This is a genomic window from Thioalkalivibrio sp. ALJ24, assembly GCF_000377785.1.
In the GTDB taxonomy this organism is placed as follows: domain Bacteria; phylum Pseudomonadota; class Gammaproteobacteria; order Ectothiorhodospirales; family Ectothiorhodospiraceae; genus Thioalkalivibrio.
This window is the reverse complement of sequence record NZ_KB898732.1, coordinates 71,950-94,833: the sequence shown is the minus strand read 5'-3', so window position 1 is coordinate 94,833 and position 22,884 is coordinate 71,950. Positions and strand designations below refer to the sequence as shown.

Below are 22,884 nucleotides of genomic sequence, written 5' to 3'. Positions count from 1 at the left end.
CTGAGGAGGTCGCACAGCGGGCCGGTTCCGGTGCCGCTCCGCCCGGCACTCAACTCCGGGGCCTGCGTGCCGTAACAGCAGGTGTAACGACCTGGACTTGACCCGCGGGTCACCTTCCCGTGTGTACGCGCATACGGGAGCGACAGGCGTCCGCAGAGACGCCGGCGGAGGAGCACACCCATGCTGGACAGATTTTCGATCCGCGGACTGCTGACGGCCGGCTTCGGTCTGGTGGTCCTGATCCTCGTCATCAACTCGGTCATGGCCCTGCGTGCACTGCAGATCGGCGCCCAGGACGTGCAGAGCCTCACGCAGGAGGACTATCCGGCGGTCGCCCGGGTCAACGAGGTCCAGCAGCGGCTGCAGGAAAGCGCGGCCTTCCTCGGTTTCTACCTGATGAGCGACGAACAGGACCACCACGACGCGTGGCTGGAATCGATGGACGCGCTGCAAAGTGCCGCGCGGGCGCTCGGCGACGACCCGGTGGTGGCGACCGACGACGAAATGGCCCGCTCCGCCGAGGCGGTTCAGGAACGGGTCAACGAATTCCACGGCCATGTCGACCGCCTGACCGAACTGGCGACCGACGACGCCGCCAACATGCCGGCGCTGGAGATCGCCAACCAGCGGGCCAACCCCGCCACCCGCGCGATGGCCCAGCAGGCGGCCACCATGATCGACGCCGAGAACAACCTGACCGAGATCGAGCGCTCGTGGGACCGCCTGGCGCAGTTCCAGGACCTGCGCACGAACGCACTGCAGGTCACCTCCAACCTGCGCGGTTTCCTCGCCTTCCGCGACGACGCCTTCGAACAGAACGTCGGACTCTACCGCCGCCAGCTCGAACGCATCGTCGACGATCTCGAAGGCCAGTCGGCCACACTGGATTTCGAACAGGAGATCGCCCTGGAGGACTTCTCGGCCGAACTGGACCAACTGCGTGGCGCGCTGGACGACATCTTCGAGGTCCACGGCTCGCCCGCGGCCTATCAGGACGCCGACATGATCCGCACCGAGATCGGCCCGCTGCTGATGGAAGCCCGCAGTGAACTGCAGGGACTCAGCGAGACCATCACCCGACGCGCCGAGGAACAGGCCAGCGAACTGACCGCCACCATGCGCACGACCCAGGTCGCGCAGATGGTGCTGGCGATCGCGGGCATCATCCTCGGCCTGGCGGGTGCGACGGTGATCATCGTGACCATTCGCCGGGCGATGAACCGCTCGTCCACCGCGCTGGAGGAGATCGCCGACGGCGACGGCGACCTGACCCGCCGGCTGGAGGAACACGGGCTGAAGGAGACCGCCGCGCTGGGCCGCGCCTTCAATCGCTTCACCGACAAGATCGCCGGCGCGGTGGGCAGGGCGCGCGGCAGCACCGAGACCCTGCGCCAGGCAACCGACAACCTCAGCCAGGAGGCCTACGGGGCGCGCGAGGCGGTGTCACGCCAGCGCGACGAGACCGAACGCGTGGCCACCGCCATCAACGAGCTGCAGAGCAGCGCCGAGGAGATCGCGCGCAACACCGACGCCACCTCGCAGTCGGGCCAGCAGGCCGGCGACGCGGTGCACCAGGGGATGGAGGTGATGGAGCGCAACGTGGCCTCGATGTCGTCCCTGCTGGGCACGGTGGAACAGGCCGCCGATACGGTGTCGAACCTGGGCGAGGATTCGCGTCAGATCGGCACCATCCTCGAGGTGATCCGCGGGGTGGCGGAGCAGACCAACCTGCTGGCGCTGAACGCCGCGATCGAGGCGGCCCGCGCCGGCGAGCATGGCCGCGGCTTCGCGGTGGTCGCCGACGAGGTGCGCAAGCTCGCCACCCGCACCCAGGAGTCCACCGACGAGATCGAGGGCATGATCTCGCGGCTGCAGAACGCCACCAATGACGCCGTCTCGGTGATGAAGAAGGGCCAGGAAGAGGCCGAGACCACGATGGAGCACACCGCGGAGGTCAACGGCGCACTGCAGCAGATCCGCCAGTCGGTCGACACCATCTCGGAGATGACGGATCAGATCGCCGTCGCGGCGCGCCAGCAGACCACGGTGGTCGAGGACATCAACCGCACCATCGTGCAGATCTCCGACGGGGCCGACCAGTCGGCCGAGACTGCCGACCGCGTCAGCGCGGCCACCGACGAGCTCAAGCAGGTGGAAAGCGAGATCCAGCGCGCCCTGGCCCAGTTCCGCCTCTGAACGCCGGCCCCGGATTAGCCAGATCCGCGGCCGGGTCCGCCGCCGGGGCTGCCCGTGCGGGCACGAAACCGTCGCCCCGGGCGGTGCATTGTTCCCCGCCACGCCCCCGTGGCAGTCTGGTTCGATGCTGAATCTGCGACGTCCGGCACCCCCGACGGACCCCGCGGCCGATCGCGAACGCTTCCGGCGAGCGCTGCTGTGGCCCTTCTTCGGGGTGATGGCCCTGGTCCTGATCCACGCCCTGCAGGAACTGCTGGGCGCGGACTTCTCGCGCCTGGGCATCCTGCCGCGCGACGGTGTCGGCGCGCTGGGGATCTTCACCTCGCCCCTGATCCACGGTTCCTGGGGACACCTGATGTCCAACGCCCCCACCCTGTGGGTGCTGGGCATCCTGACGCTCTACGGCTTTCCGCAGGCCACGCGCACCGCGGTCCCGCTGATCTGGGTGATGGGTGGCCTCGGGGTCTGGCTGTTCGCCCGCGAAGGTCTGCACATCGGCGCCAGCGGCCTGACCCATGGCCTGATGTTCTTTGCCGTGGTCATCGGCATCCGCCGCCGCGATGCGCTGTCGATCGCCCTGACGATCATCGTGCTGTTCCTCTACGGCAGCATGATGTGGGGCGTGTTTCCGACCGCACCGAGGGTCTCGTTCGAGGCACATCTGTTCGGCGCGACCGTGGGCGCGGTCTGCGGCTGGTTCCTGTACCGCCGCGACCCCTTCCCGGTGGCGCACCGCTACGAATGGGAAGAAGACCCCGACGACCCCACCGACGCCGAGACCCTGCGCAAGATCGAGCAGGGTCGCCTCGACGAGATCGAACCGCCCCGCCACCGCGACGAGCACGGCCCCGGCGGCCCCGATGGCCCCGACGATCCGCCCGACCGCCGGGGTTAATCCCCGAAGGTCACCCGCAGGCCCGCGCGCAGGGTCAGGCCCGGAGCGGGTTCGTAATGCCGTCCGAAGTTGGCATTGATGCGCACGTTGTCGATGTTGTCCGCATCCAGCAGATTGTCCGCACCGACGAAGGTTTCGATGTTCGCCCCGTTGCGGCTCCACTCGCGCCCGGCGCGCAGGTTGACCGTGGTCTGCGAGCCGACGCGCTCGTCGTTGGCGTCGTCGGCGTAGCGCGCCCCGGCGTGCAGGGCATCCACGGTGACGAACCACGGGGCCTCGCGCCAGTCGGCCTCCAGGAACAGCTGCTCGCGCGGGAGTCCGGGCAGCCGATTGCCGTCGTGGCGCACGCCTTCGACGTCTTCGTATTCGCGAAAGCGGAAATCATTGAGGGTGAAGGCCCCGCTCAGGGTCCATTGCGGCGTCGCCTGCCAGTCCAGCGCCAGTTCCAGCCCGTCGCGCGCGGTGCGCCCGGCATTGGTGTAGAAATCCCGATCGCCCGCGTCTTCGAGCTGAAACGGCGTGATCTCATCGCGCACCCGTGTACTCCAGACCACCGCCTCCCAGCCGAACGCACCCTGTTCGCCGCGCCAGCCCAGCTCCAGGCTGCGTGCCCTCTGCGGTTCCAGGTCCGGGTTGAAACCGCCCCTGGAACCGTCCCCTTCGGGATTGGCGAATTCGGTGAAGGTCGGGGTCTCGAAATTGGTGGCCACGTTGACCCAGGCCCGCTGTCCCGGGCGGAAATGCCACACCAGCCCGGCCATTAGGCTCTCCTCGCGATAGGTCCGGCTGTCGGAACGGTCCGGCTCGTCGATCTCCTCGGACTCGGCGAAGTCATCGTCGATGCGGAAACGGATACGATCGTGACGCGCCCCCAGCACCAGGTTCCAGTCCTCGCCCAGCAGGGTGTCGGTATGCAGGAAGGCGCCGCGAGTGCGGGCGCGTTCGGTCTGCTCCAGAGCGAGATCGCCGATCACGGCGTCCGGGTCACAATCCACCTGACCGGGCACGAACGTGCCCGAAGTGCAGCGGCGCGTCCGCTCGTCGCGCTGCTCCTCCAGATCCACGCCCGCCAGCCAGCGCGTTGGCCCGAGATCGCCCTCCAGCTGCGCATTCAGCCCGTAGAAGTCGCGCTCGTAGGCCACCCGGCTGTCCCCCGGAAACGGCAGCTGCTGGGCGTAGTCGCGCTGCGTCCAGAATCCGCCGACGCGCAGTTCGGCGTCCCCCACCGGCTGTTCCCAGCGCAGCCCGGCGGTCAGCTGTTCGGCCTCCTGAGTCGAGTCCAGCAACTCGGCGTTCGGAGCCGCCTGGCGCCGATCCTCGCGCAGCTCGTCGCGGGTCAGCCCGCCCGGGTCGTCGGTACGCGGGGCATCGAGGTAGCGCAGGTGGGTGCGCAGCGTGCCCGCGCCCAGTTCGCTTGCCGTATGCAGACGCAGATAGCGCTTTTCCGCCCGCGACTGGTCACGGTAGCCATCCATGCGGAAGTCGTGCGCGGTCAGCGAGTAGCGGTGCTCGCCGAGATCCGCCTCGCTGGTCGCCTCCAGCCGGCGGAACCCGTGCGAGCCCGCCAGCACTCCGCCCCCATGCCCGCGGGGCTCGCTGCCGTCGCGGGTGCGGATCGATATCACCCCGCCCGAGGCGTTTCCGTACAGCGCCGCACTGGGCCCGCGCAGCACCTCGATGTCACGGATGTTCAGCAGGTCGATCGCATCCACCTGCGACTGCCCGTCGGGCGTGGTCTCGGGGATGCCGTCCTGCAGGATGCGCAGCCCGCGCACTCCGAACGGCGCCCGCGAGCCGAAGCCACGGATGGAGATGCGCACGTCCTGGGCGAAGTTGTGGCGGTTCTGCGCATACAGCCCGGGCACCCGGTTGAGCGCCTCGTCCAGCTGCAGCCCCTGGCGCGCCTCGGTGGCCTGACGCCCGTCCACCCGGCTGACCGATGCCGGCAGCTCGGCCAGCGGTGTCGTCAGCCGCGGCGCCGTGACCTCCACCGGATCCAGCACCGGGGTGTCGTCGCCGGACGCGCCCGCCGGAACCGCCAGAGCGGACACTGCCAGGGCGGGCGCGAGCAGCGCGACGGGCGCCGTGGAAGTCCGGGTGTTCGGGTGCGGACCGACTACCGACATGGCGACTCACTCCCGGATGATCAGCTTGCGACTCAGGAGCTCTCCGTGCTCGACGAAGGTGTCGTACAGCGCCCGGCTGCGCTCGGCCAGCGCAGCGTCATCCTCCCACGCCGCCGGGTGGTCGAAGGCCTCGCCCGTGCGGTAGCCGTTGGCCACGGCCATCATGAAGCCGGCCACCGACGGCAGGGTCACCGAGGGGTCGGTCACCGATCCGTCCGCGTAGGCGAGCCGGGCGGGCACGATACCGGTATCCGGCTGGTGTTCCAGTGCCCCCTGCAGCAGCCGGTCGATGGCCGCGCCCAGCTCGGCTTCCAGCTCCGGTGCGCGCTCGCCCAGCAGCCTTGCGGTCCCTTCGCGCTCGCGCAGCAGGGAAAATCCACCGGTGACCTGGTGGACGAACCGCCATTGTGCCGCGACATCCACGTGATCCGAGGCAGCACGCGCCTCGCCGTCCACGAATTCCACCTCGGCCGGCAGGCCCCAGTCGCGCACGGGACCGTCTTCGGCCACCAGGGCCCGGGTCACCGACGCGGTGCGATCCGCAAGGACCCCGGCCCGTTCCCGGTCGTCCGCATCCCCGAACAGGTAGAGCGTCTCGTAGGTCCCCTTGAGCCCTCGCAGCAGGGCTCCGATCTGATCCACCGACCAGCGCGCGCCGCCGTCGCGCACGAACATCCCGGCGTCTTCGTCCCAGGCGGCCTCGGCGGTGTCCGCCATGGAGCGGGCGATCGCGACCATGTCGTCGCGCGTGTGGCCGAGCCAGCCCGCGAGGGTCTCGCGCTCGAGCCGGCCCATGTCGTCCTCGCCACCCGGTTTTTGCTGGCGCACCCATGCATAGGCCGGTGCGTGCAGGGCATCCAGGCCGTAGGCCAGGGCATCCGCTTCCGAATCCCCGGCAGTGGCCACCTCGCCGTCGGCGTAACGCTCGTTCACCAGGTGAGAGGTCAGCGCCGCCATCACCGGCGGCGGGTCATGGGTGATCGCATCGTACAGATCGAGATGCTCGAAGCGCCCGCCACTGTGATGCATGTGGTAGAGGTACGCCGCCTCGGCATAGGCCGCCGGTTCGGCCTCCGCATCACCACCGACCCGCGCACGCAGACGCCCCTCTTCCAGCAGGTCACGATCCACCGCCTCCAGCAGGCCGAGCCAGGTCTCGCCGACCCGCCGCATCGGCTCCTCCCCCAGCTCAGGGCGGTAGGCCTCGTGGCTCAGTTCACTGTCGCGCATCAGGCGACCCTTGACCGCCAGGGCCCCGAGCGCCATGAACGCATCCTCGGCCCGCATCCCGTCGGCATGCACCAGGGCTCGATCGCGGGCATCCAGACCGTGCGCGACACCGGCCGGGTCGGCCTGCACCGGCCCCGCCAGCATTGCCGTAGTGGCCGCCACCCACACCACGCTCTTTTTCATTGCACCGTCTCCTCGATCACACGTGTCCCCGCTTCGGAAGCTGACACCCCGGAGGGCCGCGGCGTTCAGTCGTCCCGCAGGTGCTGGTTGGCGAAGCGGGTGACACGCATCATCGCATCGCGCGCCGCGAGGTCATCGGCGAAGGTGCGGTTGTTGCCGTTGCGGAAGTCGAACCCCCGACCCACGCCGGGGTACTCGATCCAGGTGACATCACCGCCCCGATCCTTCAGCCCGTCGGCGGCCATCTTCGCCGTACGGTGGCGCTGGTACTGCTCCTCGTCGCCGATCAGGATCATCACCGGGATCTCCAGCTGATTGAACTCGTTGGCGTAGCGATACACCTGATGCGGTTCGCCCAGGTTCGGGTCCTGCACGTGCGGGTAGTACCCGGCCCAGCAGGCCACGTCTTGAACCTGGCGTTCATAAGTCACCGCGACCTTGAGGGTCTTGTATCCGCCGCGGGTAATGGACACCAGGCAGGCGCGGTCTCCGAGGATGTCGTCGCGTTCCAGCAGGACGTCCAGCCCGCGGTCGAGATCCCCTTCCAGCTCGTAGTCGTGATCCAGCGGGTGGGATTCGATGAAACGACCGGTATACAGATCCGGCGCCAGCACCACGAATCCGCGTGCCGCCAGCCGCTTCACGTGCAATTCGGCCAGATGGTCCAGCCCGCGCCGCCCGTGCGACCACAGGATGGCCGGATAGTCCTCTCCGTCCGCCGGGCGCGCGACCATGGCCGGAACGAACACGTCATCACGCTCGTATTCCAGGCGTTCCACCTCGACCTCGTGGTTTTCGATATCGGGGTTCAGCTGCCCCTCTTCCCACCAGTCGTCGTCCCACCACCACTGTCCGTCGCCGGTCTGCGCCTCGTCCGCCGCCAGTGGCCCGGCCATCATCCCGGCCAGGACCATCCCGGCGATGCCGCGTGTCATCGTCACTGCTCTCATTCCCGTCCCCTCCGTTACCGGCTGTCATTATTTGTGCTGTGTCGGAAGATAGACGCGGCGGGCGGCCTTCGCCGTCCATCGCGCCATGACGAAGCGTCAAGACGCTTGCAACGCCCCCCGTAATCGGCTAGGATCCGCGGTCTTTCGTCCCGACCCGAACATCTGGAGTAGCCCCGATGTCCCGAGTATGTCAGGTGACGGGCAAGCGCCCGGCTACCGGTAACAATGTCTCGCATTCCCAGCGGAAGACGCGGCGTCGCTTCCTGCCGAACCTGCACACCCATCGTTTCTGGGTGGAAAGCGAAAAGCGGTTCGTCAAGCTGCGCCTGAGCAGCAAGGGCATGCGCATCATCGACAAGCGCGGCATCGACGCGGTCCTCGCCGACTGCCGGGCCCGCGGCGAAAAGGTTTAAGGAGACGTCACGATGGCTGCCAAGACCGCACGCGACAAGATCCGTCTGGTGTCCTCCGCCGGCACCGGGCACTTCTACACCACCACGAAGAACAAGCGGAACATGCCCGAAAAGATGGAGATCAAGAAGTTCGATCCCGTCATCCGCAAGCACGTGATGTACAAGGAAGCCAAGATCAAGTAAGCGCGACCTGTCGTGTCGCGCTCGCATGAAGAAGCCCGGCGATGCCGGGCTTTTTTGTGGCCGGAGCCGGGGCGGGGAACGCTTCCGCGGGGTCAGGCTTCGCTGCCCCGGGTCTGCGCGACGTCCTCGGCCCAGCGGGTCATCAGCTTGCCCCAGCGATGGGCCGTGGCCGGGTCCAGTTCGATCTTGGTGTAACGTTCGCCATCGCGGATAATGACCCGCAGCAGGGGCACCCCGGAGTCGTGCAGGATCTGCCGCAGCTCCACGATTTCCCCGAACGGCGCGTTGATGGAATCCATGTCGCGTTTCCTCTTGTTGCCGGCCCGTGTCACGCAGGCAGGACCGATCCACTTCGTTCGCAGAACACAAGAATGCAGCCAATTTTCGTCGGACGGCAACCCATTTTTGATGGGGATGAAAGCATCATCGGATTCGAACTGCTGTTCCGGGCCGGTGCCAGCGACAGCCGGGCCAACGTGGTGGACGGCGATCTCGCCACCTCCGACCTGCTGCACAGCGCCTTCATCGACATCGGCATGGAGAACCTGGTGGGGGAACACCTGGCGTTCGTGAACCTGCCGCGCGGCTTCCTGGAACACGAGGTCCTGCAGAGCCTGCCACCCGAGCAGGTGGTCCTCGAGATCCTCGAGGACATTGTGGTTGACGACGAGGTGATCGCGGCGGTCCGGCGCCTGAAGGAACGCGGCTTTCGCATCGCCCTGGACGACTACCAGTTCCGCGAACAGGATTCGCCGCTGATCGAACTGGCCGACATCGTGAAACTGGACCTGCTGGCCTTCGACGGCGACGGCCTGCGTGCAGAGATCGAACGCCTGCGGCCCTTCAACGTGGAACTCCTCGCGGAGAAGGTCGAGGACTCCGCGACGTACGAGACCTGCCGGAAACTGGGCTTCCTCTATTACCAGGGCTTTTTCCTGTCCTATCCCAACGTGGTCGAGGGCCAGCGCCTGGAGCAACTCGAGGTCGGGCTGCTGCATCTGATCGAACGGCTGCAGGATCCGGACATAACCGTGGATGCCCTGGCCGAGGAGATCACCGCCCATCCGGATCTGGCCATCCATGTGCTGCGCCAGGCGAACAGCCCGATGCTGCGGCGGCGGCGCCCGATCGAGACCCTGCGCGAGGCAATCGTGCTCCTGGGGACCGCCCGGATTCGCTCGCTGGCGATGATCGCGGCCCTGCACACCAGCACCCCGCAACGCCAGGGTCTGGAGCAGGTGATGATCCGCGCCCGCATGGCCGCACTGCTGGCCGCGCCTTCGGGTGTGCCCAACGAGGCCGAGCGCTACTTCACCCTCGGCCTGTTGTCCGGGCTGGACCGGGTGCTGGGGATACCGCTGCACCGGGTCCTCAACGAGCTGAACCTGAGCCCGGCGGTGGAGGAGGCCCTGCTGGAACAAAGCGGGGAGCTTGGGGCCGTCCCCCGCATCATCGAATCTTTCGAGGATCCGGACCGGCGCTTCCCGTTCGAGGTCTCGCCGATCTCGCCCCAGGTCGCCGGGCGCCTGTACCTGGAGGCCGTTCGCTGGACGGAGGGCATGCTCGCGGAGATGCAGGGGGAGAGCAGCGCATGACCGTCGACCTGGACACGAGACTGCACGACCCACGGGCCCGGCAGGCAGCCGCAGGGGCGGTCACGCATCCGCCGGGGCTCCGCCTGCATCCGGCAGGCACCCCCGGGGTTCAGACGGCCGGAACCGACGGACAGGGCCTGCAAGTGGATCCCGGACTGGCGCCACTGGGCACCGCGGTCCCGGAGGAGCAGTGGTTCGCCGGACCGGCTGCCGCGCCGGCGACCACGGAGGGCGGCTTTCACCGGGTGCCCCATGGCGACGTGCTGTTCATCGCCCGCGCGGAACCGGACGATGACCTCCGCACGCGCACCCGCACGGTGTACCGCGACCTGGTGTCCGCCTGCCGCGAAGCCGGCTACCCCTACCTGCTGCGCATGTGGAACTTCTTCGGTCGGATCCACGAACCCGAAGATGGCCTGGAACGCTATCAGGCCTTCTGCATCGGCCGTGCCGAGGCCCTGGAGGCCCTGGACATCCCGCTCGGCAGCATGCCTGCGGCCACCGCCATCGGTTCCGACCACGCCGGACTGTTCGTGCATGCGATTGCCGCGCGCGAACCCGGCGCGCCGGTGGAAAACCCCCGCCAGGTCAGCGCCTACCACTATCCGGAGCGCTACAGCCCGAAGAGCCCCAGCTTCGCCCGCGCGACCCGCATCGAGACGCCGCGGGGCCCGATGCTGCTGATCTCCGGCACCGCCAGCATCACCGGGCACGAGAGCCGGCACCCCGGCGATATCGCCGGGCAGGCCCGCGAGACCCTCGCCAACCTGGACACGCTGCAGGCCGAGGGCGGCGCCGATTTGCCCGGACTGCGCTGGCTGCGGGTCTATCTGCGCCACCCGGAACATCGCGACACCGTGGAGGCGATCCTGCGCGAGCACTACGGTGAACGGACCCCGCCGGTGCAATGGGTGCGCGGTGACGTCTGCCGCCAGGAGCTGCTGATCGAGATCGAGGGCGTGCATGCCTGAACTGCCGGAGGTGGAGACCACCCGGCGCGGCCTCGAACCCCTGCTTCGCGAACGCCGCATACTGCACCTGGAGGTGCGTGACGCGCGGCTGCGCTGGCCGGTCCCGGCGGACCTCCCGGCGCGGATCGCCGGCGCCACCGTGCGCGGCCTGCGGCGGCGGGCCAAGTACCTGCTGCTGGATACCGATGCTACCGGGCTGCTGCTGCATCTGGGGATGTCCGGCAGCCTGCGCCACTGCGCCCCGGATACGCCGCTGCGGCGCCACGATCACCTGCGCCTGATGCTCGACAACGGCCACGAGATCCGTCTGCACGATCCGCGACGCTTCGGCTGCTGTCTGCCACTGGACCCCGCGCCCGACGGCGGCCCCGACACCCATCCGCTGCTCGAGCGCCTGGGGCCCGAACCGCTGGACGCGGACATGGACGGCGACTACCTGTTCCGGCGCAGTCGCGGCCGGCGCGGACCGGTCAAGGCCTTCCTGATGGATCAGGCGACGGTGGTCGGCGTCGGCAACATCTACGCGACCGAGGCGCTGTTCCTCGCGGGCATCCGGCCGGGGCGCGCGGCGGGCCGCGTAACCCGCACCGAATACCGCCGCCTGGCCGGGCACGTAAAGACGGTGCTGGCGGCCGCCATCGAACGCGGCGGCACGACCCTGCGCGATTTCCTGCGCGAGGACGGCAGCCACGGCTACTTCCGTCAGGAACTGCGGATCTACGGGCGCGCCGGGGAACCCTGCCGGGTCTGCGGTACGTCGATCCGCACCCGCAGCGTGGGTCAGCGGGCCAGCGCCTACTGCCCGAGCTGCCAGCGCTGACGCGTATTTCCGTTTAGCGGCCGAAGACGCGCGCCTCGCCCTCGCCGCGCGGATCCGAGGCCGCCTCCAGCCGCCCGGCCTCACGCTCCCACAGCACCGCCTGCATGTCGCCGAACGGGCGCACCTGCGGGGTCAGACGATGGCCGCGCTGCACCAGCTTGCCGCGCAGCTCGGTGTCGAAGGCCCCGGTCTCGAATTCGACCCGGTCGGGCAGGTACTGGTGGTGCCAGCGCGGCGCCTCCACCACCTCGTCGATCGACTGGCCGTCGACCACACCGAGGATGCCGTGCAGCACCATGGTGATGATGCGGCTGCCCCCCGGCGTGCCGAGGATCGCCACGCGATCGCCGGTGTCCACGAACGTGGGGCTCATGGACGACAGCGGCCGCCGCTGCGGGGCGATGGCATTGGCCTCGAAGCCGATCAGGCCGTAGGCGTTGGGCTCGCCCGGCTTGGCGGAGAAGTCGTCCATTTCGTTGTTCAGCAGGACGCCGGTCCCCGGGACCACGTAGCCGGAGCCGAACGGATAGTTCAGCGTCAGGGTCGCGGCCACGCGGTTGCCGTCGGCGTCCATCACCGAGAAATGCGTGGTCTGCGGGCTCTCCGCCGCGCCATCGGTCCCGGGACGGTTCTCCGGCTCCACCACCGGCGGCAGGCTGTCGCTGGGGGTCGCCTGATCGGGGTGGATACCGGCGCGCAGGCCGGCGGCATAGTCGCGTGACAGCAGCCGCTGCAGCGGCATGTCGACATGATCCGGATCGCCCAGGTACTCGGCGCGGTCACGGTAGGCCCGGCGCATCGCTTCCAGGATCAGGTGGACGCGGGCATCCTCCTCCATCGCGTCCAGGTCGTGGAAGGACAGGATATTGAGGATCTGGCCGATGGCCACGCCCCCGGAGGACGGCGGCGCGGCGGTCACGATCTCGGCGCCGTTCCACTCCAGGCGCACCGGATCGCGCTCCACGACCTCGTAGCCCGCCAGATCTTCGGTACTCCAGATCCCCCCGGCCTCGCGCACGCCCTCCACCAGGGTCTGCGCCAGCTCGCCGGTGTAGAAGCCGTCACGGCCCTGGTCCGCGAGGCGCCGCAGGGTGTCGGCCAGATCCGGCTGCACCAGCTCCGCGCCGGCCTCCGGCGGCCCGCCATCGCGCAGGAAGATCCCAGCGGCATCGGCGCCGTCGCGCAGCGCCTGGTGCCGGAACTCGGCCATCTGCTGATAACGCGGCCCGACGGTCACGCCTTCCTCCGCCAGGCGGATCGCCGGGGCCAGGCTGCGTTCCAGCGACAGCGCGCCGTATTCCGTCGCCAGATGATCCATCCCCGCCGGCATCCCCGGGATACCCGCCGCCAGCACCCCGTCCAGCGACAGCCCGTCGATGACCTCGCCGTCGTCGTCCAGGTACATGTCACGATCGGCCGCGGCGGGCGCGGTCTCGCGCGCATCGAGCATCAGCGTGCGGTCGCGGTCCGCCTCATACAGCAGAAAGAAGCCCCCGCCGCCCAGCCCGGAGCCGTAGGGCTCCGCGACACCCAGCGCCGCGGTGATCGCCACCGCCGCGTCGAAGGCATTGCCGCCGTCGGCGAGGATCGCCTCGCCAGCCGCGGTGGCCTCGGGGTGGGCGGTGGCGACGGCGTGTTCGCCGGGCGTATCGGCAGGCGTCTCGGCGGGCCCGGCCACGACCGGGGAGGCAAGCGGGGCCGCGAGCAGGCCGAACAGCGTGACGGTCAGGAGGTGGCGGCGCATGACGGACCGCCCCGCTTACTTCGCCGCCATCAGGGCTTCGTATTTGGCCATCAGCTGCTCGCGGGTCTCCTTGTGATCCGGATCCAGGGGGATGCAGTCCACCGGGCAGACCTGCTGGCACTGCGGCTCGTCGTAGTGCCCCACGCACTCGGTGCACAGGTTGGGATCGATCTCGTAGATCTCGTCGCCCGGGTAGATGGCCTCGTTCGGGCACTCCGGTTCGCAAACGTCACAGTTGATGCATTCGTCGGTGATCATCAGGGCCATGGCTTTTCCTCCTCGGGCCAGGAACGGGTGCAACCGGTCAGTCGGCCACCCCGGGATCCCGGGCCAGCATGCGCGCCACCCCGGGACTCACGAATTTTGAGACATCGCCGCCCAGACGCGCGATTTCCCGTACCAGACTGGACGAGACAAAGCTGTATTCTTCCGCCGGCGTCAGGAACAGGGTTTCGACCTCGGGTGCGAGCTGGCGGTTCATGGCGGCCAGCTGGAATTCGTGCTCGAAGTCGGAGACCGCACGCAGGCCGCGCAGGATCACCGTGGCCTGCTGGTCGCGCACGAAGTGAGCCAGCAGGGAATCGAAGCCGATCACCTCCACCCGCGGAACATCCTTCAGGGCCTCGCGGGTCAGCTCCACGCGGGTCTCCAGCGGGAACGCCGGGCTCTTGCCGGGGTTCGCGGCCACCGCCACCACCACCCGGTCGAACAGGCAGGCCCCGCGACGTACGATGTCGGTATGCCCATGGGTTACGGGGTCGAAGGTGCCGGGATAGATGGCGGTAATCGGCATGCGGCTCGCAGACAGTCCGGTTCGGGGGCGCCATTACACCGCAACCCGCAGCCGGAGGGAAACTCGCCGGCCGCCGGTGGGCCGACAGCCGCTCGCCGAGCCGCTACACTGCGGCGCACACACACGCCGGCCCGACCGGGAGACACGCATGACCGACGACTACCGTCCGCCGCTGGCCGACTACTGGGACGAACTGGAATCCCGTTACGGCGGCGGCTTCAACTTCCAGCAGATCAGCCGCGAGGAACTGGATCGGCTGATCGGCCACCTGCGCCAGGCGGTGAATCAGGACCCGCAGGTCACCGAGATCGAGAAACAGAACCTGGCCCTGGTGCTCAAGCACGCCGAGGAGAGCCGCAAGCGGCGCAAGGGCTGAACGCCCCGGGCCCTGACGGTTCGCACAGGCGCCTGCTTGCAGGCGAACGAGGCCGGCTCAGCGGTCGATCAGGCTGCGGATCACCTCGCCGGCCGCGGTCAGGCCGAACAGCGCCGGCAGATAGGAGATGGTGCCGTTGACCGAGCGCGGCCGCCCGCCCAGTGGTCCGTCCACCGGCCGATGCTCGGTGCCCTTGCGCGGATTCTCGATGGAGAACACCACGGGATAGTCCAGCCGCGCATCCAGCCGCCGCAGGCGCTTGCGCATCTGCCGCGCCAGCGGACACACCCGGGTACCGTCCAGCGGCCCGACCCGGACCGCCCGCGGATCGATCCGCCCGCCGGCACCCATGGCCGAGATCACCGGCACCCTGCGGGCCTGCGCGCCGGCTACCAGCGCCGCCTTGCAGGCGATGGAGTCGATCGCATCCAGCACGTAGTCGGTGTCCTCCGGGATCAGGTCGGCGACCGTATCCGGGTTGAGGAACTCGCGCCGGACGGTGACCGCGATCGCCGGATCGATGTCGCGGATCCGCTCGGCCATCACGTCGGTCTTGGGGTGCTGCACGGTGGACCGCAGCGCCACCAGCTGGCGGTTGAGGTTGGAAGGCGCGACCACGTCGTGATCGACCAGGGTCAGGCGGCCGACCCCGGCGCGGGCGATGGCCTCGGCGGCATAACTGCCCACCCCGCCCAGCCCGGCAATGCATACGTGCCGGTCCCGCAGTCCCGCCGTGACATCCGCCCCCAGCAGGAGATCGGTGCGTTCGGTATAGGCGTCGTGTGGCAGATCGTCAGTGCTGCTCATCGGTCCGGACCATGTCCAGCCGGAAGACCCGGCGTGCATTCCGGGTTGTGAGTATAGCGGTGCTGGACGGGTCCGTGTTGCGCAATCGCGCCACGGCCTCGTTGACCCGGGCGATCATCGCCGGTTCGTTGCGCTCGCCGCGATGCCCGGCCAGCGGCTGGTCCGGGGCGTCGGTCTCCAGCACCAGGGCCTCCTCGGGCAGGTCGCGCACGATCCTCTGCAGGCGTCGCGCACGCTCATAGGTCACCGGTCCGCCGAACCCCAGCACGCAGCCCCGATCCACCGCCTGTCGCGCCTGCTGTTCGCTGCCGGAGAAGCTGTGCAGGATGGCGGTCACGCCCGGGTACTGGCGCAGCCCCTTGAGGATCGCGTCCACCGCGCGCCGGCAGTGCAGGATCACCGGCAGGTCGTGGTTATGCGCGATCGCCAGCTGCGCGGTGTAGAACCGCCACTGGGTATCGAAGTCGAGCCCCGCCACGAAGCCGTCGAGCCCGGTCTCGCCCACCGCCACCGCCTGCGGATCGGCATCCAGGGCGGCGTCCAGGGCGTCCAGATCCGCGTCGGCGTGCTGTTCGAGAAACACCGGATGCAGGCCGCGAGCCACGTACAGCCCCGGCTCGCGCCGGGCCAGGGCATCCATGTCCGCCCAGCGATCGCGGTTCACGCCGGGCAGGACCATCTGCGTGACCCCGGCGGCGCGGGCGCGATCCAGCACCGCCGGGCGGTCCGGATCGAACGGATCCAGATCGAGATGGACGTGGGTGTCGAACAGCTCCACGTCGCGGCCCCGGGTTACGGGCTGGGGTAGGTATAGCGGGCGTGGATGTCCTCGATGGCCTGCAGGATCTCGTCCGACAGCGCCACGTTCACCGAGTCGATGTTCTCGCGCAGCTGTTCCATGGTGGTCGCCCCGATCAGGTTGCTGGTCACGAACGGCTGCCGGTTGACGAAGGCCAGCGCCAGCTGCGTCGGCGTCAGCCCGTGGTCCTCGGCCAGGCGCGCGTATTCTTCGGTGGCCGCCAGCGCCTGCGGATTGCTGTAGCGCTGGAAGCGCTCGTACAGCGTCAGCCGCGCCCCCTCGGGCTTGCGTCCGTCACGATACTTGCCGGAGAGCATGCCGAAGGCCAGCGGCGAATAGGCCAGCAGACCCGCATCCTCGCGGATCGCCATCTCGGCGAGACCGGCCTCGAAGCTGCGGTTCAGCAGGCTGTAGGGATTCTGGATGGAGACGATGCGCTCGGCCAGCCCGCGCTCGTGCTGGCGCAGCCATTCCATGAAGCCCCAGGGCGTCTCGTTGGAGATGCCGATGTAGCGCACGCGCCCGCTGGCGACCACGTCCTTCAGCGCGGCGGCGGTCTCCTCGATCGGCGTGGCGCGGTCGTCCGGATCGTGGTTATAGCCCAGCTTGCCGAAGAAGTTGGTCGAACGTGCCGGCCAGTGCACCTGATAGAGGTCGATGCAGTCGGTCTGCAGGCGTTCCAGGCTGGCATCCACGGCCTGTTCGACGTGCTCGCGGGTCAGCTGCGTGCCGCCGCGCAGATAGTCCATACCCGGCCCGGCGACCTTGGAGGCCAGCACCACGCGGTCGCGGCAGCCGCGCGAGCGCAGCCAGTTGCCGATGTAGCGTTCGGTCAGCCCCTGGGTCTCGGCGCGCGGCGGCACCGGGTACATCTCCGCCGCATCAATCAGGTTGATACCGCGCTCCAGCGCATAATCCAGCTGCTCGAAGGCCTCGGCCTCGGTGTTCTGTTCGCCCCAGGTCATGGTGCCCAGGCCGATCAGGCTCACGTCGATGCCGGTGCGACCCAGCTTGCGATATTCCATGCCTCTCCCCTGCCCCGGCGGGGCGTCGTCAGGTGAACAGCGTCAGCACGCCGGTATAACCGTACAGGCGATTGGAAAAGATCTCGCCATTGGCAAAGAAACCGACCAGCGGCACGTCGCCCAGGACCCGCTGCACGGTCCCCAGCTCCACGTCCTCGTGCACGAACTGATGGCGCCCGCGGCCCAGACAGGACACGTAGACCGCGCCACGGATCCCGTCCGGGCACTGCTCGCGGATCTGCGCCAGCATGCGCTCGAGGTCCTCGTGCGCCGACTGCCCGTCGCGACGCACGAACAATACCCGCGAACCCTGCTCCAGGGGCTCGCCCACCGCCAGCAGTTCCTGGTCCAGATCGATGCCGATGATGTTGCGCACGCGGTAGTCCCCTGTGTCCGACCCCGGGATCGGGAACCCGATCTGGATATACCTCAGGGCGCGTTCCAGATCGCGCGAGAGCACGTCGCCGATGATGCGCCGGAACGCCGGCAGGGCCGGCTCCCCATTCAGACGCACCACGATGTTGCGCCAGGTCTCGGTCAGCTCATGCTGCCCGGGCAGCGGGGTGCAACCCTGGGTGTGGCGGGCCACCAGAGGCACGTCGTCACGCAGGGCGATGCCGGTGATCCCCGAACTGACCACGCCGTCGGCGATCTGCACCGCGTCGTCCTCGCCGGAGTTGATCCCGCCGGTGGCGAACCACGAGGTCTCCTCGTCGATCCGCGTGAGGATCGCTTCCACGTCCGCCAGCCGTGGATCGGCGCTGAGGATCAGCCGGGCCGGCGTGTCGGGATCGACGAACCCTTCCAGGGCCCGCGTCAGTTCCTCGAACGACCGCACCGGATTCCGGATCAGGCGCACGGAATGTGCCGGAAACTCGCCCACCATCAGGGTCACGGCCGGCTGGTCGTAGAACTCGTGCTGGCGGCCCATCACTGCGATGCCCATGCCGCCGACGAAATGATCGATCGGCCGCAGGCGTCCCAGCTCACGCAGCAGCAACCGCGCGTTGCGGGCGATATCGTCGGCGACGTAGACGAAGCCCACGCGCACCCGGCCATCCGCCGCCGGGGCCAGTTCCCCCAGCTGTTCGGCCAGTTCGGCGGCCAGCGCGCGCGGCTCCTCGCCGGTGGCGCTGGCACAGAGAAACGGTTGGGTCACGCTCATAGTCCGAGATGCTCCAGCATGCTGAGGGCCTCGTTGTCCTCGACCGGGATACCGACCTCGACGCGCATGTGTTCGTTCCCGGCGAATTCCAGACGGGCATGGTGCCGCGAGTCCAGCTCCTCCAGGAACCAGGCGATCTCGGAGGGGTGGACCGCCCGCTCGCCGCGCATCAGATGGCGCGCCAGCACCGCGTCCTCGCGGACATCGAGGAACAGCGGCTGCGGCAACGCGAGCGGCAGGACGTGCGTCTGCACCAGCCACTCGACGGGGGTCGCCTGACGCCCGGCCGGCAGGCGCCGGCTGTCGATGCGGAAGTGCCCGCCGCCCCCGGGCTGCTTGAGCAGTTCTTCCAGCCAGTCACCGGAAAAACCCTCGTGCACGATCAGCGAACGCCCGGTATAGCGGGCCCGGAAGCGCTCCATCTGCTGGGCCGGTCGCGGACCGAACAATCCGAACACGACGACTCCGTAATCTCGGGAACAGGCCGGCAATCCTATCCGAAACCGGCAGGGCAGTGAAAAAACGCCGGCCAAAAAGAAGGGCCGCCACCCGAAGGTCGCGGCCCTGCTGTGGCCCCGTAGCGGCCCGTAGTGGACCCGGGCCCGCCGGGCGGCGGTCATCCGCCACCCGACCCTGCCGAACGCGGCGATCAGCCGCGGCGCGCCAGCATGTCGTGGATGATCGGACCGAGGATGACTTCCATCGCGAGGGCCATCTTGCCGCCGGGCACCACGATGGTGTTGCGCCGGGACATGAACGAGTCCGGGATCATGTTCAGCAGGTAGGGGAAGTCCACGCCGAACCGGGCGGGTTCCTTGAAGCGGATCACCACCATGCTCTCGTCCGGGGTGGGGATGTCGCGGGCGATGAACGGGTTGGAGGTGTCCACCGTCGGCACGCGCTGGAAGTTGATGTCGGTACGCGAGAACTGCGGGGTGATGTAGTTCACGTAGTCCGGCATGCGCCGCAGGATGGTGTCCACGGTCGCCTCGGCGGAGTAACCGCGCTCGAGGTTGTCGCGGAAGATCTTCTGGATCCACTCCAGATTGACGATCGGCACCACGCCGATGCCCAGATCGACATGCTGGGAGGCATCGATGCTGCCGTCCGTCACCAGCCCGTGCAGGCCTTCGTAGAACATCAGGTCGGAACCCGGCTCGATCTCTTCCCACGGGGTGAACTCGCCCGGGCCCAGGCTGGTACCGAGACGCTGGTTGTGGTGCTCCGCCTCTTCGTCCGAGTGCAGGTAGTAGCGCTTCTCGCCCTGACCGGTCTCGCCGTAGGTCTTGAACAGATCCTCGATGCGATCGAACAGGTTGGCCTCGGGGCCAAAGTGGGAGAAGTGCGGGTTGCCCTCGTCGGCCGCTTTCTGCATGGCCGCCTTCATCGCCTTGCGGTCATAGCGATGGAAGCTGTCGCCCTCGATCACCACGGGGTTGATCTGCTCGCGGCGGAAGATCGACTCGAACGAGCGCTTCACGGTGGAGGTGCCGGCACCCGAGGAACCGGTGACGGCGATCACGGGATGTTTCTGGGACATGAGGGTCTCTCCTTACGCAATCAAGCGTTAAACGTCAGCGAATCGGGGTCAGAAGACCAGGTTGATCATGAACATGGCGACCACACCGAACAGAATGGTCATGATGCCACCGGCCTTCATGAAGTCCTTCACCCGGTAGCCGCCGGGGCCCATGATCAGGGCATTCACCTGGTGGGTCGGGATCAGGAAGGAGTTGGAGGTGGCGATGGCCACGGTGATCGCGAACACGCGCGGATCGGCGTCCATGCCCGCGGCCTGGGCGGCGGTCGCGAAACTGATCGCCAGCGGCACCAGCAGCACGGTCGCGCCCACATTGGACATGACCAGGGTAAAGAACGTGGCCAGCGCAAAGATCGTGGCCTGCAGGACCCAGGGTGGCACGGTTCCCAGCATGTCCAGGGTGTTCTGTGCGATCCAGGCCGCGGTGCCGGTGTTCTCCACTGCCATCCCCAGCGGGATCAGCGAGGCCAGCAGGAATACGGTCTTCCAGCTGATGGAGTTGTACGCGTCATCCAGGCTCAGCACCCCGGTGAGGATCATCCCGATCGCCCCGGTCAGCAGCGCGATCGACAGCTGGAGGTCGGTGAACAGGATCAGCGACACCGACACCGCGAGGAAGGTCAGCGCGTGCGGGACCTTGCTCGGACGCAGTTCCTCGCGCGGGTAGTCGGAGGTGATCACGACGAAATCGCGGTCCTTCTCCAGACGCGCCAGCGAAGTCCAGGTGGTGTGCGCAACCAGGATGTCACCCGGCTCCAGCGGGATGTCGCGCAGACCCTCGCGGTAGACCTCGCCGCCGCGCTGCAGGCGCATCACCGACAGCCCGTAGGTCTGCCGCATCGCGACCTCGGTGACCGTCTTGCCGGCCAGGTTGGAACCCGGCGAGATCGCGACCTCGGCGACCCCGGACTGGGAGGAATCCAGGGCGCTGGCGAACACCTCCAGGTCGCTGGAGGGCTGGTGCTTCAGATTCTGGCTCAGTTCTTCCATCCGGCGCGGGCTGGCCAGCACCGCCAGACGCGAATTGGGCTGGATCTCGTAGCCGGTCCAGGGCGCCATGCGCAGCTCGTCGCGCGCGTGGGAGCCGACGATCGCCACGCCGGTCTCGCGCTCGACATCGGCCACCGTACGGCCCACCAGCGGGTCATCCTCGGCGACACGCACCTCGTGGATCTCGTAGGACAGGCCGTAGACCCGCTGGAAATAGTCGCGCGTACCCTCGGTCGCGGTCGGCTGCGCGCCGGCCGACGGCAGTACGTAGCGCCCCAGCAGCACGAAATAGACGATCACCGTGGCCAGCAGGGCCAGACCGATCGGCGTGACATCGAACAGCTCGAAACGCTCCATGTCGTCCGGCAGCAGGTCGTTCAGCAGGATCAACGGACTGGAACCGACCAGGGTGATGGTGCCGCCGACGATCGCGGCGAAGCCCATCGGCATCAGCAGGCGCGAAAGCGGGATGCCCAGACGGCTGGAGATGCGGCTCATCACCGGCATGAACAGCGCCGCCGCGCCGATGTTCTGCATGAAGCTGGAGATCACGCCGACCGTACCGGACACCGTGGGGATGATGCGTTTCTCCCCGGTGCCGCCCACGCGCATGATGAAGCTGGCGACCTTGTGCATCACCCCGGTCTTGTCCAGACCGGCGCCGATGATCATCACCGCGATGATCGAGATCACGGCATTGGAGGCAAAACCGCTGAACAGCTCGTCCTGCGCTACCAGCTCGCCCAGCTCGGGCAGCAGCGGCACCACGCCGAACACCAGCGGCAGCAGCCCGATCAGGACCATGACCAGGATCGCGGCCATGTCGACCCGCACGATCTCGGAGACGAACAGGAAGATGGTGAAGGCGAGCAGCCCCAGCACCACGATCATTTCGGTGGTCAGCGTCAGATTTTCCATGAACCGCCAGTCCTGAAGGAGCGAGGCCGGCGAGCCCTTGCGCCGGCGCCACGAGATAAAGAACGGGCATGCCGCGTCACGAACACGGGGCGGCGCTCCGGGCCTCGACGGCCACGCGGAACCCCGCAGACTACACCCATTAGGAGCGCGCGATTATTCCATCCCGGCGAGCCGGACGCAAAGAAGGGACCTCCCCGGACCCTGCGGGAGCGCGACGCGAGGCGGGGCGTGCGCGGGCAGCGCCCGGTCCGGTATGCTGATCGGATCGACCGAGGAGGAGTAACGCGTGATGGCCGAAGCGACGTCCGGGGAGATCGAGCCCCAGTTCCGTACCATCGTTGTCGCCACCGACGGCTCGGAATACAGCACCGCCGCCGAGAACGTGGCGCTGGAGCTCGCCGGGCGCTGCGGGGCACGACTGCTGATCGTCCGCATCATCCCTACGGACACGCAGCACGACGCACTCTCGCCGCGGCGCAGTCACGACGTCAGCGTGGCGGCTCAGGGCGATCTCGACGTACTGGAAAAACGCGCCCGCGAGGCGGGTCTGGAAGTCTCGGCGATCCTGCGCCACGGCGTGGACCGTCACCAGGAGATCGTCTCCGTGGCCGAGGAATACGACGCCAGCCTGATCGTGATCGGTCGGCGCACCCGCGGCGAGATGGCCCGCCTGATGGTCGGCGACGCCACGGCCAAGGTGATCGGGCTGGCGCCCTGCAACGTGATGGTGGTCCCGCGCGACACCGAGGCCCCGCACCGCGGCCTGCTGGTGGGCACCGACGGCTCCGAACGGGGCGATGCCGCGGCACTCGCGGCCATGGAACTGGCGCAGTACTGCAGCCTTCCGCTGACGGTGGCCTCGGTGGCCGTGCCCGGACAGAGTGAGGAGCGCCGCCAGGAGGGCGTACAGGCGATCCAGCGCCTGCAGGTCGAGGCACGCGAGGCCGGCGTGGAGACCGACGCGGTCTTCGAGGAGGGCCGTCCCGAAGTCACCCTGGTCGAGGTCGCGGAGCGCCTGCACCGCGACCTGATCGTGGTCGGCAGCCATGGTCGGACCGGCCTGCGGCGGCTGCTGATGGGCTCCGTCTCCGAGCGCGTGGTCGGCCAGGCGCACTGCGCGGTGCTGGTGGTCAAGAAGAAGAGCTGACCCGCCCTTCCTCCCTGC

The 22,884-nt window shown here is 68.5% G+C and carries 23 protein-coding genes; 9 read left to right on the top strand and 14 right to left on the bottom strand.

What is annotated here, in order from left to right; translation table 11 throughout:
* Positions 1-180: 180 nt before the first annotated feature.
* Positions 181-2,196 carry a methyl-accepting chemotaxis protein gene (locus D571_RS0112115; protein ID WP_018936958.1) on the top strand — a complete coding sequence of 672 codons (2,016 nt, stop codon included), beginning with the start codon at positions 181-183 and terminating at the stop codon, positions 2,194-2,196.
* A gap of 124 nt (positions 2,197-2,320) precedes the next feature.
* Complete coding sequence (locus tag D571_RS0112110) at positions 2,321-3,091, top strand: rhomboid family intramembrane serine protease (protein ID WP_018936957.1); 771 nt, start codon at positions 2,321-2,323, stop codon at positions 3,089-3,091.
* Here D571_RS0112110 and D571_RS0112105 read toward each other — a convergent pair.
* The 3 genes from D571_RS0112105 to D571_RS0112095 form a co-directional block, all read right to left on the bottom strand.
* On the bottom strand, positions 3,088-5,217 hold the full coding sequence (locus tag D571_RS0112105; RefSeq protein ID WP_018936956.1) for a TonB-dependent receptor: 2,130 nt from the start codon (positions 5,215-5,217) through the stop codon (positions 3,088-3,090). The two genes, D571_RS0112110 and D571_RS0112105, sit on opposite strands and share 4 nt — an antisense overlap.
* 6 nt (positions 5,218-5,223) lie before the next feature.
* On the bottom strand, positions 5,224-6,630 hold the full coding sequence (locus D571_RS0112100; protein WP_018936955.1) for a hypothetical protein: 1,407 nt from the start codon (positions 6,628-6,630) through the stop codon (positions 5,224-5,226).
* Positions 6,631-6,695: 65 nt separating this feature from the next.
* Positions 6,696-7,565: a dienelactone hydrolase family protein gene (locus D571_RS0112095; RefSeq protein ID WP_018936954.1), complete on the bottom strand. Its 870-nt coding sequence runs from the start codon at positions 7,563-7,565 to the stop codon at positions 6,696-6,698.
* A 191-nt stretch (positions 7,566-7,756) separates the two neighbouring features.
* On the opposite strand from D571_RS0112095, the gene rpmB reads away from it, so the two are divergent.
* The gene (rpmB, locus tag D571_RS0112090) at positions 7,757-7,993 is read left to right on the top strand and encodes a 50S ribosomal protein L28 (RefSeq protein WP_026287826.1); all 237 of its coding nucleotides are present in this window, start codon (positions 7,757-7,759) and stop codon (positions 7,991-7,993) included.
* A 12-nt stretch (positions 7,994-8,005) separates the two neighbouring features.
* Entirely contained in the window at positions 8,006-8,176 is a 171-nt protein-coding gene (gene rpmG, locus D571_RS0112085) for a 50S ribosomal protein L33 (RefSeq protein WP_018936952.1), read from the top strand.
* A 92-nt stretch (positions 8,177-8,268) separates the two neighbouring features.
* Here rpmG and D571_RS0112080 read toward each other — a convergent pair whose 3' ends face one another.
* Positions 8,269-8,475, bottom strand: coding sequence for a hypothetical protein (locus D571_RS0112080; protein ID WP_018936951.1), 207 nt, complete (start codon positions 8,473-8,475; stop codon positions 8,269-8,271).
* A 72-nt stretch (positions 8,476-8,547) separates the two neighbouring features.
* Here D571_RS0112080 and D571_RS0112075 point away from each other — a divergent pair, with 72 nt between their 5' ends.
* Genes D571_RS0112075 through mutM form a run of 3 tightly spaced genes read left to right on the top strand, consistent with a single transcriptional unit; the run spans position 8,548 to position 11,562 of the window.
* Positions 8,548-9,771: an EAL and HDOD domain-containing protein gene (locus tag D571_RS0112075; RefSeq protein ID WP_018936950.1), complete on the top strand. Its 1,224-nt coding sequence runs from the start codon at positions 8,548-8,550 to the stop codon at positions 9,769-9,771.
* Positions 9,768-10,742 (top strand): hypothetical protein, encoded by a 975-nt coding sequence (locus D571_RS0112070; RefSeq protein WP_018936949.1) that lies wholly within the window; start codon positions 9,768-9,770, stop codon positions 10,740-10,742. The genes D571_RS0112075 and D571_RS0112070 overlap by 4 nt, the downstream gene beginning before the upstream one ends.
* Positions 10,735-11,562, top strand: coding sequence for a bifunctional DNA-formamidopyrimidine glycosylase/DNA-(apurinic or apyrimidinic site) lyase (gene mutM / locus D571_RS0112065; protein WP_018936948.1), 828 nt, complete (start codon positions 10,735-10,737; stop codon positions 11,560-11,562). Before D571_RS0112070 ends, mutM begins: the two co-directional genes overlap by 8 nt.
* 13 nt (positions 11,563-11,575) lie before the next feature.
* Here mutM and ggt read toward each other — a convergent pair whose 3' ends face one another.
* Genes ggt through coaD form a run of 3 tightly spaced genes read right to left on the bottom strand, consistent with a single transcriptional unit; the run spans position 11,576 to position 14,099 of the window.
* Entirely contained in the window at positions 11,576-13,306 is a 1,731-nt protein-coding gene (gene ggt, locus D571_RS0112060; RefSeq protein ID WP_018936947.1) for a gamma-glutamyltransferase, read from the bottom strand.
* 15 nt (positions 13,307-13,321) lie between these two features.
* Positions 13,322-13,573, bottom strand: a complete 252-nt coding sequence (locus tag D571_RS0112055; RefSeq protein WP_018936946.1) for a YfhL family 4Fe-4S dicluster ferredoxin — start codon at positions 13,571-13,573, stop codon at positions 13,322-13,324.
* Positions 13,574-13,610: 37 nt separating this feature from the next.
* Entirely contained in the window at positions 13,611-14,099 is a 489-nt protein-coding gene (gene coaD / locus D571_RS0112050) for a pantetheine-phosphate adenylyltransferase (protein WP_018936945.1), read from the bottom strand.
* Between the two features lie 148 nt (positions 14,100-14,247).
* On the opposite strand from coaD, the gene D571_RS0112045 reads away from it, so the two are divergent.
* Positions 14,248-14,475: a hypothetical protein gene (locus D571_RS0112045; protein WP_018936944.1), complete on the top strand. Its 228-nt coding sequence runs from the start codon at positions 14,248-14,250 to the stop codon at positions 14,473-14,475.
* A 57-nt stretch (positions 14,476-14,532) separates the two neighbouring features.
* Here the strand turns inward: D571_RS0112045 and D571_RS0112040 are convergent, their stop codons facing one another.
* The 7 genes from D571_RS0112040 to D571_RS0112010 all read right to left on the bottom strand — a co-directional run bounded on the left by D571_RS0112040 (position 14,533) and on the right by D571_RS0112010 (position 21,719).
* Positions 14,533-15,282: a ThiF family adenylyltransferase gene (locus D571_RS0112040; protein WP_018936943.1), complete on the bottom strand. Its 750-nt coding sequence runs from the start codon at positions 15,280-15,282 to the stop codon at positions 14,533-14,535.
* Positions 15,269-16,060: a TatD family hydrolase gene (locus tag D571_RS0112035; RefSeq protein WP_018936942.1), complete on the bottom strand. Its 792-nt coding sequence runs from the start codon at positions 16,058-16,060 to the stop codon at positions 15,269-15,271. The genes D571_RS0112040 and D571_RS0112035 overlap by 14 nt, the downstream gene beginning before the upstream one ends.
* 14 nt (positions 16,061-16,074) lie before the next feature.
* On the bottom strand, positions 16,075-17,106 hold the full coding sequence (locus D571_RS0112030) for an NADP(H)-dependent aldo-keto reductase (RefSeq protein WP_018936941.1): 1,032 nt from the start codon (positions 17,104-17,106) through the stop codon (positions 16,075-16,077).
* Positions 17,107-17,134: 28 nt separating this feature from the next.
* Positions 17,135-18,271, bottom strand: a complete 1,137-nt coding sequence (locus tag D571_RS0112025; protein ID WP_018936940.1) for an FIST C-terminal domain-containing protein — start codon at positions 18,269-18,271, stop codon at positions 17,135-17,137.
* Positions 18,268-18,729, bottom strand: a complete 462-nt coding sequence (locus D571_RS0112020; RefSeq protein ID WP_018936939.1) for a hypothetical protein — start codon at positions 18,727-18,729, stop codon at positions 18,268-18,270. The genes D571_RS0112025 and D571_RS0112020 overlap by 4 nt, the downstream gene beginning before the upstream one ends.
* Before the next feature lie 191 nt (positions 18,730-18,920).
* A complete protein-coding gene (locus D571_RS0112015) occupies positions 18,921-19,811 on the bottom strand; it encodes a phosphoribulokinase (RefSeq protein ID WP_018936938.1) in 891 nt (296 codons plus the stop codon).
* A 48-nt stretch (positions 19,812-19,859) separates the two neighbouring features.
* Positions 19,860-21,719, bottom strand: coding sequence for an SLC13 family permease (locus D571_RS0112010; protein ID WP_018936937.1), 1,860 nt, complete (start codon positions 21,717-21,719; stop codon positions 19,860-19,862).
* Positions 21,720-22,008: 289 nt separating this feature from the next.
* On the opposite strand from D571_RS0112010, the gene D571_RS0112005 reads away from it, so the two are divergent.
* The gene (locus D571_RS0112005; protein ID WP_018936936.1) at positions 22,009-22,866 is read left to right on the top strand and encodes a universal stress protein; all 858 of its coding nucleotides are present in this window, start codon (positions 22,009-22,011) and stop codon (positions 22,864-22,866) included.
* Positions 22,867-22,884 lie beyond the last annotated feature (18 nt).